Origin of the sequence: Paramaledivibacter caminithermalis DSM 15212, assembly GCF_900142245.1 — a bacterium.
Lineage (GTDB): Bacteria > Bacillota > Clostridia > Peptostreptococcales > Caminicellaceae > Paramaledivibacter > Paramaledivibacter caminithermalis.
Genome location: NZ_FRAG01000068.1, coordinates 1 through 15473 on the forward strand (window position 1 = coordinate 1; position 15473 = coordinate 15473).

At 31.2% G+C, this 15473-nt stretch carries 13 protein-coding genes; all 13 read right to left on the minus strand.

Features of this window, described 5'->3' with window-relative positions; all coding sequences use genetic code 11:
• Positions 1-300: hypothetical protein (locus tag BUB36_RS16510; protein ID WP_131821320.1), on the minus strand; the 300-nt coding region annotated here is incomplete at its 3' end.
• 3 nt (positions 301-303) lie between these two features.
• A complete protein-coding gene (locus tag BUB36_RS16515) occupies positions 304-1560 on the minus strand; it encodes a response regulator (RefSeq protein ID WP_073152834.1) in 1257 nt (418 codons plus the stop codon).
• 28 nt (positions 1561-1588) lie between these two features.
• Entirely contained in the window at positions 1589-2302 is a 714-nt protein-coding gene (locus BUB36_RS16520) for a M23 family metallopeptidase (RefSeq protein ID WP_084112100.1), read from the minus strand.
• Between the two features lie 280 nt (positions 2303-2582).
• Entirely contained in the window at positions 2583-5627 is a 3045-nt protein-coding gene (locus BUB36_RS16525) for a CD3337/EF1877 family mobilome membrane protein (RefSeq protein ID WP_073152838.1), read from the minus strand.
• A 10-nt stretch (positions 5628-5637) separates the two neighbouring features.
• Positions 5638-8199 (minus strand): ATP-binding protein, encoded by a 2562-nt coding sequence (locus BUB36_RS16530; protein WP_073152841.1) that lies wholly within the window; start codon positions 8197-8199, stop codon positions 5638-5640.
• A gap of 1 nt (position 8200) precedes the next feature.
• Entirely contained in the window at positions 8201-8656 is a 456-nt protein-coding gene (locus BUB36_RS16535; protein ID WP_073152844.1) for a conjugal transfer protein, read from the minus strand.
• Positions 8657-8669: 13 nt separating this feature from the next.
• Complete coding sequence (locus BUB36_RS16540) at positions 8670-8984, minus strand: hypothetical protein (RefSeq protein WP_073152847.1); 315 nt, start codon at positions 8982-8984, stop codon at positions 8670-8672.
• Positions 8947-9885: a conjugal transfer protein gene (locus BUB36_RS16545; protein ID WP_073152850.1), complete on the minus strand. Its 939-nt coding sequence runs from the start codon at positions 9883-9885 to the stop codon at positions 8947-8949. The genes BUB36_RS16540 and BUB36_RS16545 overlap by 38 nt, the downstream gene beginning before the upstream one ends.
• Positions 9886-9912: 27 nt before the next feature.
• Positions 9913-11778: an FtsK/SpoIIIE domain-containing protein gene (locus BUB36_RS16550; RefSeq protein WP_073152852.1), complete on the minus strand. Its 1866-nt coding sequence runs from the start codon at positions 11776-11778 to the stop codon at positions 9913-9915.
• A gap of 380 nt (positions 11779-12158) precedes the next feature.
• The gene (locus BUB36_RS16555) at positions 12159-13022 is read right to left on the minus strand and encodes a replication-relaxation family protein (RefSeq protein ID WP_073152855.1); all 864 of its coding nucleotides are present in this window, start codon (positions 13020-13022) and stop codon (positions 12159-12161) included.
• Positions 13023-13053: 31 nt separating this feature from the next.
• The gene (locus BUB36_RS16560; protein WP_073152858.1) at positions 13054-13374 is read right to left on the minus strand and encodes a hypothetical protein; all 321 of its coding nucleotides are present in this window, start codon (positions 13372-13374) and stop codon (positions 13054-13056) included.
• A 368-nt stretch (positions 13375-13742) separates the two neighbouring features.
• A complete protein-coding gene (locus tag BUB36_RS16565) occupies positions 13743-14804 on the minus strand; it encodes a helix-turn-helix domain-containing protein (protein WP_073152861.1) in 1062 nt (353 codons plus the stop codon).
• A 339-nt stretch (positions 14805-15143) separates the two neighbouring features.
• The coding region (locus BUB36_RS16570) for an RNA-guided endonuclease TnpB family protein (RefSeq protein WP_165613126.1) at positions 15144-15473 on the minus strand (330 nt) is incomplete at its 5' end.

Sequence of the window (15473 nt, forward strand, 5' to 3'; positions counted from 1 at the left end):
AAGGTCTATATCTTCTACAGCATTTGGAACTTTATAGTTTAAAGGTATCTCCTTAATCTGAATATTCTCTTTTATAACTTCGTCTGTAAGTACTGTGTATTTACTGATCTCTTTTCCTTCTTTTACAAATGCTACATTAACTTTTGCCATATACTGTTCATCAATCTTACTTCTAATATCCCTTTCAACTTTTTTCATAACTTTAGGAATTTTTATGTTGTTGTAATAAAAAATTAAAGCTGCAATTAAAATACAACTAATAGCTATTATCAATAAATTTTTTTTATTTGTTTTTTTCAATTGTTAATATTCTCCCTTCCATCTAAATATTTTGCTCAAGATTTCCTTCATTCCAGTTTTCTTAAAATTTGCCCCTATCTGATATAAGGAAGCAGCTAATTTTTCTATGCTTTCATCAAATTCTGGATCTTTACCATAGGCTTCTTCTCTATTAGCTAATCCTTCTACTATAAGTTTAAACCTATTAGGTATGAAAAAAATATCTTTAAAATCTAAACTGTATTTCTCTCTTTCAGATAATTCTATATTTTTAAAGCATTTTAATATTTCTTTATTGGAAAGACTTTTAATTTCTATATTCTTATTAATAACTAAACTGAGATTTTTTCTATTACACCTTTTAAGTGTTAATTTATATGGAAGTCCATTTAATGTTGATATCATTTTGTCTGCTACTATAACTCTTTCATCACATAAATACAATATTTCATTTGCAAGCTCCTTATTTAAACAACTTGATATATCGATAATTATTACATTGCTGTCAGAATTTCTAACGATTGTATTTACCATTTCAAAACTTATTTGATATTTAGAATCTCTATGGTCAGTAAAAAGTTTAAGTCTATCTATTTCGATTGTGTAAGGTTTAATGTCGTTTATGTCTTTGTTATCCTTTATAGCCTCATATAAATTAACCAGCTTAAAAAAATCCTTATTTCCTAATGGATAGTAGTAAAGAAGGTCCTTTTTGATAAAGTCAGTATCTATCAATGTAACAGGTATTCTATTTTTTACATAGTATTTAGCCAAATTCGTCGCTATTACTGTCTTTCCAGTTGCGTATGGGCTATAAATACCTATTATCTTTTGATAATCCTTTGGAAGTTTATATACTACTTTTTCTTTTATTTTTTTACCTTTGCTTGTGCTTAAATTTGAATATTTACTAAAATCAAATTCGATCCTTGGATTGTTTAAAAGTTCATTAATCTCAGTTGTTATTTCTTCTCCAACCACCAAGTCAAATACTCCCAAATTCACCATTGCAGACACAAAGTTTTCTTCATATTCACCAAGTAAAATTATAAATCTTACATCCTTTTTTACTCTTCTTGTATTTTTTATTAAAGTCTTTATTTTATAACCATTTTCTGTCTCGTCTAAATATCTATCCAAAATCACTACGTCAACATCACTGTATTCTAATATAATCTTTAGTACTTCCAGATCACTACATTCCTCAACTATTTCTATTCCCTCAACTTCTGTCAAAATATTTTTTGTCAACCCTAAGTTAGTTGCTAATATCAGCCTCAATCATATACTCCTCCCTTCTTAGGATTTATCAGTATAGTATCTTCCTATTATTATCACGTAAAGTCATAAGGAATTCATATGGATTAACCCATGTAAGCTTCCCTTCTTGGAACTCAACTCCTATCTGTATATGTAGATGGTCAGCAAATTTTCCCGTTGTACCTTTTGAACCATATCCGCTACTACCTACATATCCAATTACATTACCGACATATACTCTTTTGCCTTGTTTCATATCTTCAGCATATTCCTTCATATGAGCATAGTACCAATACCTATTTTGATTATCTCTAATACCAATTCTCCAACCACCAAGTTCATTCCATCCTATTTTCTCAATTATTCCTGAAGCTACAGCAACTATTGGTGTGCCTATATTAGCCATTATGTCATTTCCCATATGGTTTCTTTCTCCTCCATAAGATCTATCTGCTCCAAAATCATCATAATGAGTAAATTGATATCCTTCAGGTATTGGATAGCACATCTCATATACTATTTCTTTTTCATCATCTATAGTTTTAATATCAGCCATATCATCATAGATTTTATAGTAATAGTCCCTAAGCTCTTTGTAGCCTTCATAATCACTTTCTCCAAGGATGTCTTTATATGTCTCTCCTTTTTCAATGATTCTCTTTTTTATCACCTTGGACATTTTGGAAAATTTAACTTTATCCCAGTCAAATTCAAACAGTACATAGTGAAATACCATAATATCGATCCATCTTTCCCCATACATTTCTTCACATTTTAATGAGTCTTCTATAGATCTTTGAGGGGCTATTTTGTATACTAATATCTCTTCTGGTGTTGAATCATAAGTAGAAAATAAAGTTAAAAATAAAATTGGTACAAGTATTATAAAAAAAAGAAAAAAGCAAAAAGCAAAAAAAGCCCATTTATATTTTGAGAATATGAACTTTTTTAGCTTGCTACTCTTAGGTCTGTTTTTGTTTTTTCCCTCATACCCAGTGGATAAGAATTCTCCTATTCAAATCGCCTCCTCTGTATTGTGTGCTTTAATTTTCCCTTGGTTTGTGATTATATTTTAATCTTGCAATTAAAAGCCCCTTTGGATTTTCTATGTTATTTTTATTCTTCATTTCCTTCATTCCACTTAACTCTGCTCTTACAGCTTCATTCCCATATTTTTTGATAAGACTTTCAAAAAAGATTTGGTTATTTCTTAAATTGAAGTCTTTACTAAATTGACTGTTTAGCTCCCTAGCATTTTGAATAACTATATCCTGTTTGATATTTTGTATGGTATTACTACTTGTTCCTTGGTCATTTGAACTTGTATCAATATTTTTAGCTATCTCTTCCCCTAATTTTTCTATATGTTCTCCTTTAAAATGTATTGACTGACTTTTATGTGAATCTTTACGAAGCTCATGAAGTATTTCATCATCCCTATGTATTAGTTTATCTATATCTACTTTAGAATGTGAAGGTCTAGCTTTTATGGAAGTTTTTCTTGAAGACCTATCTACATCATTATCATGGTTATTATTAACTTGTTCTTTTTTTGGTGTTTTTGAGCTTATTCCATGAATATCAGGTTTATTTTCAATATATGTATCGTTCTTCTTATCATTTGCTTCAAACTTAGTTAAATCCTTTGTGTCATATATATTCATATCAGCCCTTGCTAAAAGTAAACTTTCTACATCATCTGGAGCTTTAACCTTAAGCTCTCTTCTCAGCTCCTCGTTTACATTCCTAACACTAATACCTCTTTCATTTAACTCCTTAACCTTAGATTCTTCAAGATTATATAAACCCTTAAGTTCTTCAAGCCCTTTCGTATACTCTTCATCTTCATAAAGAAGCATATCTCTATTTTTTATTCTATCAATACCAAATTTGCTTAGTATACTAGCTTCCTTCCCTAATGCCTTTTCTCTTATATCTGTAAGCTCACTACGGCCTTCAAGTGCCTTTATAAGTTCATCTTCCCTTCTTCTAAGCTTAACTTGAACATTAAGTTTTTTATCAAAGGCAGCTATTTTATCACCTTTGAAATCATCATTAAAGATATTTGCCATTTCTTTAATCTCTTTATTTACTTCATTCCTTACAACTTTAAGTTCTTTATATTCATTGAATCTTGAAAAGGATTTTTTATTTTTATCTATCTTTCTATCCTGTATAATGTTCATGTACTCAAATTTCTGCTGCCAAAGCCTATAAATTTCAAGGAGTTCTTTATTTCTTTCCTCCTCTGATAGATCATAACTCTTTTCAATATTTTCTCTTCTATTCCTTATTTGGCTCTCTAAAACACCCATCCTGTCATATATCTCCTTATTGCTAAGCTTTGCAGCATGATTTTTTGCATTAAGAGATTTATTTATAGTTTCTTCTCTATTGCCTATGCCTTGTGCTTCACCATTAATAAACTTATATGGATCTTCACCCTCCATTTCAATTTTTCTAATAACCTTAATGACACTGTTTATCTGGGATTCTGTAAATTTACTTTGACCAAGCTTCACTCTCATATCTGCATCCTTTACAAAGCTTGGATATTCTACGTCATCCCTTCCTAATCTACTTGCCCTTAGCTCAGCTTTTTCACTATCCTCATTGTATTTTCTTTCAAGATATTCATTAGCCATATTTCTATATCTTTCCTGTGTCCTTCTATCATATATACCTTTATAACTTTCACTACTACTTTTAGTAATAGCACTTGTTACAGTAGCTACTGCATCAGTAATTTTTTCCTTAGAATAGCCTGTTACAATGCTTCTATAGTCCTTAATTTTTTCCATTGCTTGTGAAGGGGTTTTAATCTCCCTTCTTACTGCTCTCTCTCCCCTTGGTATCGACTTTATAATATCTACGAACTTGTGCCTTGAATGATAAATAGTAAAGGCAACAATAGCCATTATTACCAAGGTTATAATAATTCCATTCTTATCTATACTAGAATATATTGCTCCACATACTACTAAAAGTATTGATAAAAAGAAAGTTATAGCAATCTTTATACAAGAGTATCCACTTATTTTTAGTCCCCATGCTCCTAATACATTGGTGAATTTAGGAATTAATGCTAATATCAAGATAAAGGGAGCTCCAAAGGATAAAGTTACGACCATAGCCTGAGCCATTATCGAAACTCCACTTACCATAGAAATTATTACAGCTAAAACTGCATTAAATATCATAAAAAGCAACAAAGCCCCAAAGCGAGGAAATATACCCGAAAGTCTTAAAAGTGAATTTTTATCCGACATTTTTTTTATTTTGTCTATTCTTTTATTATCATAAGGATCATATTGAAGAATTTCTTCCGTAAGTTTTTTATCGGTGGTTTTCCCTAAAACTAAAGCTTGCCAAGGTTTATGCACCGTTATGTCCCATATCATAGCTCCAGCTGAAACTAAAGCCCTGTCTGAATTAACCTTTGTATTCGAATTGTTTTTTATATTTTCATATCTCCCATAGGTTGATTCAAAAATCTCATTAGAAACAACTTTAGAAAAATCATTTATCTTTGTTAAATAGGTGCTAGGGCTATTTAAAAATATCATAGCTATAAGGGTTATTATAATAGCCCTTATAGCATTATTTAATACCGTTGTCTTTCTATCACCAAATGTGACTACTATAATGCTGTAAAGACCGATAAAAGCTATTATAGTAAGTATATTTTTGTCATAAACAGGAACCCTTAACGCATTCATAATTAGGTCTATATATTCGGAAAGAAACTCGTATAAATCAAATTCATAGGCAAATAGAAGGATAAATATTGTTATCTTACTAATCATTTTATTGAGTCCAAATAGCAAATTATTTATTGAGTTAACATTTGACACTAGCTTTTTTATAGGATTAAAAAGTGAGGAATATTCCTTTATGTCCAAATAGTAATTTGCACTTTTATATTTAGTTATTTTCTTCTCTAAATCATCTATATTTGAATAGTGATTTTTTAAAACATCAAAGATTTCATCTACTGGATCTTCATTAATTTTTTCATCTGCAAAGGATATGGGCATAAAAGAAAATATAATTAGTATTATAAAAAAGAAACTCATTTTTTTCTTCATTTCACCACTCCTATACAGCTTCATCCATGTTTTCTGTATCCTTCTGTTCAGGAGGCGTTGTATCAAAGGCTTCATCCAAGAATTTATAAACTACATGATGTCTAATCTTTCCTATTCTACCGTCAAAATCCTGAAATAAACATTCTCCCTTAGCATGTTCAAGCTTCATAATAGTTTCTATATTTTCTTCTGTAGGTGGAAGTCTTAAAAGTTCTAACATGTTTAAAACCTCCTGTTTGTTTTGGGATTTGTATATAAACTTTAATGATAAATGATCCTTAATACCTTCATCCTCTAAATCCTTTGTATTTTGAGTTATAAGCTGCAAACCACTATTCATAGCCCTTCCTTCTCTAAGAAGTTTTCCTACCAGTTCCTTCCCTTGATCGGTTCCAGTTAGTACCCATGCCTCATCCATCTGAACTATTTTAAATATTGATCTGTCTAGATGAATAAATTTTATTGCAAACTGACCTATTTCATAAATCAATGCAGCCGATAATCTTTCATTTAGATTATAATTTTCCCTCGACTTTTTACTGTCAGGTAGTGTTAGGTTTTGAATTTGAACTACAGTAAGTCTTGTTGAAAGATCAAAGGTCTCCTCATCTCCACTGCCAAACAAAAGATTCCCAAAGGTTAGTCCTTTAAGGTTCTCATAGAATTCTGCAAGTGCTCTAAATCTTGCTCTATAATTTTCATCTTCCTCGGTCTCATGTTTTTTCTTAAAATATTCTATTGTAAGATTTAGACAGGGCTTAGGTTGATTTTTAGCATAGTTTACAGCTCCCATTATGAAGGTTAGATCATCATCATTCATCTCTTTCCTTACCATACTCATAACCGATACTGCTGCTGAAGCTGCACTTTCTAAATCATTTTTATAGATAATAAATGGATCAAGTTTTCCCCTATCTACTTCTCTTTCTGTTAATGTAACAACCTTGCAATGTTCCCCTAGTCCCAGTGTTTTTTCCCAATGGGATCTATCTCCCTTTGGATCAATTGAAAGTCCCATACCCCCTGATATAATACTTTGATAAAATATATTGTTGGCTCCATAGGATTTTCCTGTACCCTGCTGCCCTAGAAATACCTGATTTCCATTTTTATTTCTTTTAGGTCCATTTGACGCATCAAGATATATGGGCTGCTCCATTTGTCCCATTCTTGCGAAATACTGTCCTTCATTATCTCCAAGATTTTTAGTTCCAATTAACATGCCTCCTGCTAAAGTTTTGGGTGGAAGCTTATGGATGTAGCTTGTTTCATATCTGCCAGCTCCTGGTATAAACTCATTAAACAACTTGAATTGACTTCCTGAAGGATTTTGAAGTTCAAAGCCCATATCTTCATAAAGATCAATAAGAAAACTTATTTTCTCGTCTAGATGTTTTTTGTCATTATCAGAAACACAAAACACTATAGAAGTAAGCAGCATAGGCTCTTTTGTTGCTTCAAGTTCGTTTTCTTGCTCCCTTATTGTATACTCATCCTCCCTTATGGAATCAGACACATTATTAAATTTAGATGCATGATCTATTTGATCCTTTATTTCTCTTTTCTTTTTTCTTACTATATTTAAGGCTTCTTTGTTGTTAAGCTGCTCCACATGAACCATTATTTCAACAGGAAAATATAAATCCTGGATTAGATATAGATACTCTACTCCAGGAAATATTAAAGTGTTGTCAGGAATGTGTGAAAAGGTTATAAAGGCTTGGTAACTTGTTTTTACCTTGCCATCCACTATCTGTTTTATTTCTATATGCCTTGACTTATTCTCAAAGTCTCCTTCTGTAAAGCTTAAAATATCTCTCTTTAGTGGCCTTATTGCTACTTTACCATTCTTGTCTATAATATCCTTAGCTGGTCTAAAAATATCCTTATACTTTCTCTTAAGAATTTTCCCATTCATCTCTATTATCTTATATTTATCTTCTTCATCGCCCCTCATTGGAGGCTCTGATATAGAACGCCAAAAGTTTCGTCTTATAAGATATTGAATGGTATATTCATATTCTCTTTCAACTCCAACCCATCTTCTAATCCTTGAAAACAGCTTTCCTTCAAGTTCTAAATATGTATTTAATTCATATTCAAATATCTCTGGTGCTGCAAGGTTCATTACTTCATCTACAAGTCTTATAGGTTCCTTAATAAGCGATTTTAAAAAATCTTTATTTTTTAGAATCTCGTTGGACACTTTCTTAAGCTTTACCACTAAAAAAATTTTGTATTCATTGCCTTCAACAGAACTTTTCGATTTTAAAAATTCTCGAGTTCCATCACAATATTCTACCGCCAAATCCTTTAAGGGTCCCTTCATTTTCTTCTTCAGCTTGTCAAAATGTTCATCTATTGATTTATTGAAGGGAAGTAAAAGCAGCTTATATTCCTCCCCCACATTTATCATAAGTCTTGAAAGTCTGTTTCTCAGAATCTTTTTTAGGTCATAGGATAAATATTCATAGTTTTCCCCTTGTATCCTATAAAGGGCCCAACAGTTCTTATCTTGATCAAATATTAAGTTATGCTCATAGTATTTTATTGGAAATACATAGGAAGCCAAGCTACCTTCCTCCTTTCCTTAAAAGAGTTAAATCTATCTTAGATATAAGTTTTCTCACCCTGTATCCAATTTGGGCATCAAATTTTATATTTTTTTCTAAGTTTATAGGTCTGTACATATTGTATTTTTTATCCTGTATAAGATATATAAATTGATCTTTGAAATATATATGTGGCGGTTTACCGTCTAGCGTTAGCTGAGTAAAGAATTTCATTATCAAATATGGGTACACAATGTATAGCAGTATCGGATCTCCTATAAAGATAATCTTCTTAATCCCTGGCAAGATATTTGATACTGTAAATGTAAAGCTAAGCCCTATAATAAAAAACACTGCTTGCCTTGCAGATACAGGAAACCAAAGTGGTATCCCAAACAAATGGTACATAACTATTTCACTCTGCCATGCTCTGGCATAGGTTCTCATTATTTCATAGTCCCTTTCTTCTTTTTCCATATAAAAAACTCCCTTAGAATAATATGTTATACACCCAATCTGCACCTTTTTCAATAAACTCTGGTTTATATACTAAAATACCTCCTAATATAGCTATTAGAATAAATCCTATCAGCTTGTTTGTTGCATTTTTTGCAATATTTTTAGTTACATAAAAGGCTACAATTACTAAAAATATTGTAGCTATTCTTTGATTTGCATAGTCCGCAAAATTATCTATAGGATCTGCAAAAACAATCGTTGTAAATACTGAACACATAAGCAAAGATAATACTATAATTTTTCTCAATTTATTTTTGTTCTTTATCAGTCTTTTCATATTCTTCATGGATATTACCTCCTCTTAAATTTAAGCCTTTTATATACCATCTTCCATCTTTGTTTACAATATCAATATTGTAATTTTGTAAAAATTCTTTATTTGATACTACATCCCTTATTTTTATTTCAGCTATAGCTTTATAGCCAATATTTTCTAGATAATGAACTCTAAAATCCATAATATCTAAAAACTCAAAGCTTTTTTCAAAACCTGCTCTTGGTTTTCCATCGTCCATGTAATATGCAATTTCCGAAGGCTTTCCTGTGCAATAGGTTTTGAAAAAGTTTGCCATTATTTCCTTTACTTCAAAGGCTTCGGTGATATTTAGCTCATCACCTTCGCTGTACCTTTCATACTTTATAGATGCCTTTTCAACTTTAGGAATTATTATTGGTGTATCTTCTACCACAAACTTTCCTTCCTGCTCCGCTACTGGAACCTTAAGATATATACTCTTTTTCTTCCTTTGACCATCAACAAATGTATAGACTGTATCGGCCTTTACTATAACGTCATACTGATTAGTTTTTAGCTTTTTTATCTCGTATACATAGGTGTTTTCCACCTTTGAATCTGCTTGTATTCCTATCATTGTAGGTAGTTTCACATAATCTGCTAAAAATGTGTATACTCTCTCTTCATATTCCTTTTTTTCTTCTAGGGAACTAGAAATATTGTATGTAAGGTATTCTTTCACAAAGCTCTCTGCAACTGAAGCTGGCATTTGCTGTTCCAGTTTTATCTCTGGTATTTCAATCTTCTCTGAAGGCTTAAAAACACCAATTACTGACTTTAAGAGCAAAAAAAATAAAAAGGTCCAAAACATTAATCTTATTATTCTTTGAATAGAACCTTTGTTAAGCTCTGTAGTTTTTATATCTTTAGATTTGAATGGCAATTTAATCATCAACACCTCCCTAAATTTTTGGTAAACTTATATTACATCATCATCATAAACCCATAATCCATCATCTTTATCTATGTCAATCTCTTCAACAGCAGCCTCTGTTACAGCATTTGAATCCATTTCTTCATCATCATTATAATATTTTTCATCATCAATTATTTCTACATTACTTTTAATTTCAAGCTTTTCACCTGATGTAAGCATAATGCCTTTTTCATAATTCCCTTTAACAATATGACTATCCTTAAAATGATAACCTTGAATTTCAACTGGCTCTGCTCCTAGAGAAAATAGGAATCTTCCCTTTGTTTCCTCAGGAAGCTTTATAGCATCTGGGCTGCCAAGTATCATCATTGATGGTTCTTTATCGGTCATTCTTCCAGATATCCTTGCACCAAGATTATTTTTTATTTGTCCATTTAATACCTTGGCATCTGGTCGCTGAGTTGCTAAAATCATATTGATTCCAGTTGCCCTTGAAAGTCTGGCTAAGGTATTCATACTGCTTTGTATCGCTTCATAAAGTATCTTTTCTTCCTTTGAAGCTCCTGTAGAATCAAGAAGTTCTGCAACCTCATCGACTATCAAAAATATCCTAGCTAAAGGTACTTTAGCTTTTTTATTATACTCAGTTATATTTTTTACTTCTAGTTCCTTAAATTTTGCTATTCTTGCATGATGCTCCTTCACAAGATTGTCTAAGATTTGTACTACTCTTTTTCTCTCAAATACCACTTCCCCGAAATCCTCAAAGGCTCCAAGCTCAACACCACCTTTGAAATCTATAAGAAATGTCTTAGCACCCTTCTTTATAACCTGCCAAACAATCGACCTTTCAAGTACCGATTTACCAGAACCCGTAAGCCCACCTATTAATACATGGGGGGTTGAATTAAAGTTCAACTTAACCCTTTCTAAAAGGCCTTCTCCAAGGGAGACCTCAAAATCTTCTACTGGAATATATTCATCTTTCCACGGATAGGCTTCTTTAATATTGTATTTGAGTGGAACCGTCACAAGCTCTACAATGTTTTTAGTGTCCTTTTCATTTCTGATTTTAACTATGTTTGTATTGAACATAGATTCTATAGAATCCCTTTTATCCTTCCATAGTGTAACTGGAATACCATCACAAGAAAATCTATATATAACCTTTTTCTCTTCTTTTTTTGTTTCTAGAAGCTGGGGAAAGCACTTAATATTGTCGAGTTTTGTATATAATCCAAGTCTTTCAAACTTTTCATCAAACATTTGTCTCTCTGCCTTTTTATCAAAGGGGACAGTTACCATTTTCACAATACTTCTTGAATTTTTCTTATTTTCAACACTCAAGATGCCTCTGTCCATAGTACTCTCAAGCTCATCGATTTTCTTTCTCCATTCAGATATTGGAATACCATTACTTGAAAAAAGATAGATAGTAGTTTCTCCATTTTTTATCTCCTTAAGAAGTTTTGGATAGTCTTTAACCTTTACCTTTTTACCCTTCGAATCTATCCTTTCCCTTACAAGTCTTGAATAGAGTCCTACAGCTTCAAATTTTTCATCAAAAGAATTTAAAAACTTAAGCCTATCGTCCCCCTTAGCTTTTATATAAAAAACTACTAAAAATAACGCAAAGCACTTTACAAATACAGGTTTTCTAAAATAGGCTCCAATTTCTGATTTGCTTTTAGGAATGTATTCTATTAAATTTTTAGCAAAACAAAAGGCAAATCCACAAATTATGAGTAAAATACAAAAGCCTACTAATCCCCAGTGGCTTTTTCCATTTTTTTTATGAAAAATAAGCTCTCCTAATCCATAGAAAAATGACTTTATAAAATCCCTAGTTCCTTTATAGAGTCCGATAACAAATGCTCCAATTTGCTCATCGGTTATTCTATTAGCCAAAAACAGCTCCCTCCTCTCTTCGTCATAAAAAAAGTGTGTGTGGTATCAAAACAAACACTAAAAACAAACACTAAAAAATCAAACTCAAATTTAAATAAAGTCCTCTATATTCTGTCTAATATCACGCTTTTGAGTAGTTTTTGTAAAAACTAGCTATTTCAATGTGTTGACTAGCCTTAAAATAATTATTGAAAGCTTACTTAAGTTCTACTCAGGGTTTATTCAAAGAAAAGTACCCGAATATGCTCCCCGATAACCTATGGGTATATATCTCAATAATCTATGAATATATATACCATTAATCCTTCGTGATATTCTTTATTAATCTTTGATTAAGACTTGATTTACTATTCATTTTTTCTACGAGCAGTCCACCAATATTATCCTTGATTGTCTAAAAATTTAAAGGGGTTTTCTCTAAAATCTTCATTCAATGTATCAAAATAATATTTGATATTCTCAATCTTGTTTTCCTTTACCAAGTCTTTTAGCTTTTCAGTTCTCCTTTCATGATTTGTAATAATCAGTATCGCTGGATGAATACTTCCAAATAACCTTTTAAACTTCTCTGATTTATAGAACCTCTCATACACCCTTATTTTTTCTAAGAAACTTCTCAAGGATTCTGTGTTTCGATCATACTCTAAAAAGAATGTAACCCTCGCCAATTTATCTCCAACTTTTTTTATAAGACTTATTTTTGAATCAGGATTAAAGGTTATCTCTTCACCTTGGCTCTCAAAAGTTATCATTCCATGTTTTCTTTCACCAATAAATTCATCGATCCTAATATCATTACTCTTTTCTTCCATACATGTTCTTATTTCCGTAATATCTAAGGTATGCTTAATAGCTCCTAGGGACACTACATTGTCTCTAGGGTCCCAGCTTACATCCTTCTTCTCAAGTCCATTATCTGCAGCAATAAAAAAAGCTCCCTGGTTATCCAGAAAGTATATTCCTTCGCTGCTTCCGTGTTTTTTTCTACTTATTGTTGGAAAATCCCTATAAACAAGTCTGTTCTCATATAAATCTCTTAATATTTTTCTTATGTATGGACTTGAATAACCTAAGTATCTTGCTAGTTGACTTGTTTTGGCAGCCCTCATATCATATAGAAAATATATTATTTTTTCTTTTACTTCATTCATTGGATAATTCATAAGATGATTGTATGGATTTCCTTTAATTTCTACTCTTTCACGTCTTCTGGTTCCTTTTTTGTATTTCCTTTCATCAATCAATCATACTCACCCACTTCATTCTCCTCATTTTTCACTTTTTTTTCGCTTTTTTTCTTTTTCTGCCCTGTGTTTGATTCGCAAGCTTCACATAATAATCATTATCACTTATCCCACAATATACACAGCGTCTGACTCCCAAATATCCATCAAAGGAAAATTTCGTTACCTTAGCACAATAAGGACACCATTTCATGTTCATGCCCTTTTTTATTTTTACACCTAAAAGTAAAAGCTCACTATGCCTAAAAGGCTTTACAACCTTTTTAGGTCTTTCTTCTAGCGAAAGGATAGGTTTAAACTTCTTTTTTACCCTTACCTTTTCAAATTCTAAAAAAGAAACCTGCTCCAACAATCATTTCACCTCCCTGTAAGTGAAAATCTTATACTTTATCAACATGTCATCAACAGGTTATCCACATGTTATCAACATATTTTCAACAACCTTTCTCCACAACAATCTCTTTTAAAGCTTTTAAAGCTTTAAATTTTTTTAAAAAAGCTTTAGCTTTATCGTCAATATTTTTTTCCATTATTTTGAAATACGCTTTAAATTGGCTTGTATTTGATTTTTTTTGCACTATGTATATAAAACTACCTTTTACGTATTTAAAATCAATCTAGGGACATTTCTGTGCGTTTTAAAGCTATATATATTTCATGTTAAAGCGTCATTTTTTTGATGTGCTTTTTTTCTCCGTATATTACTGTATATTTCCATTTTTAACCAGTTCGTATTTTTTCTGCCACTACCTCGTCTATAGAATCCAACAAAATAACCCTAAAATACTTTTCTGGATTATTTACCTTCGTAAAGTTCCTGCTTTCTCTGAACTTCCGTATAGCATAATCCAAAGCATCTAGGGTCAATTTACTAAGCTTTTTACGAATCTGCTGCTTTGTGAGTACCTGTTCCTTTACTCTTTGCTCTTTACTACACCACAAATCAGCCACACTCTTTTTAATAAACTGTTTAATATCCTCATTGAAAAAATCTACTTGAGACTTCTCATAAATTATTTCTAATTCACTTAACTCATTGTTATTCTTTCCATCCTTCTTTCCTTCTTTCTTTCCTTCCTTCTTTTTTTCGTTTTCGCTATTATATATATTATTATATAATATATTATTATATATATTATTATAATTATTATATATATCTTTATCTTTCTTAGAATTATTTATATTATTATGATTGATAGAATGAATATTATATAGATAATATTTACTGTTGTTTTTTATATTGTTATTATTAGTTTGGTCGTTTTGCGTATTCCCAAAACGACCAAACGGTGAATACTCCGATTGGTCGTTTTGACTAATCGGTAAATCTTCCGATTGGTCGTTTTGACTAATCGGTAAATCTTCCGATTGGTCGTTTTGACTAATCGGTAAATTATCCATTTGCTCAATTTGATAATCTAAATCTATATATTCATTTTCTAGTTGCTTTGGAATTTCTTCAGGATTTTCTACTAAAGTATATATATTCCTATCAAACTTACCATCATTCTTAATCTGTGTAGTTTTTATATATCCGTATTTTTTTAGAAGATTAAAATGTCTATAATATCGTTTTACACTTATTTTTAAATCTTTGACTATCTTTTCTATACTTGGAAAAGCAGTAGTACCTGCTCCAGCATAGCTGCAAAAATATGAATATATAGCCTTTGCTTCAATAGAAAGTCTATCATCTTGCATAGCAATTTTAGGAATAATCCCAAAGCCTTTAGCTTTTACACCTTCAATCTTCAGTATATTTTCAACAGTTTGTTCCTTCAAGATCAATCCCTCCTTCCATTTTTCCAAGGTAATACCCTTTTATTAAATTAAATTAGGTATTACCTTTTTTATCAGATATTAGCTGAAAATGTTGAATTTTAAACATTTCCTAGGTAATACCTTTTGAAAAATATTAACTCGATTATTTAAGTAAATTGCTCAAAAAGGTAATACCTTTTTAGTGAACTACCTCGGGTACAAGACCCGAGGCTTCAAAGGTAACTCCGACATTTGATGTCCTCATTGTCCCTTTGTTAGCCTCATACGAGTTTACGTCTTGAGACAGCCTAACGGCTGGGCTAGATTCACAGTAGCCCTCTGTAATTGACGTATAGCCAACTACAGTACATTTGCAATATTTACACTGGCATTATAGTCTGCATTGGCTTCATAGCCACAAGCTTTGCATTTGAAAGTGCTTTGATTAGGTCTATTTCTTTTATCTATATGCCCACAAGCACTACACATTTGAGACGTATAGTTTGGTTTTACATATACTACTTTTAAGCCTTCTGCATTAGCTTTATATTCTATGAAAGTTTGTAGTTGGTAAAAATTCCAATTATGTAACCTTTTATTCATTTTCTTCGAGTATTTTATACGTTCTCTAATATTTTTTAATTCTTCTAAGTTTATAATTGCTTTTTGTTCTTTAGCTATATTTACTAT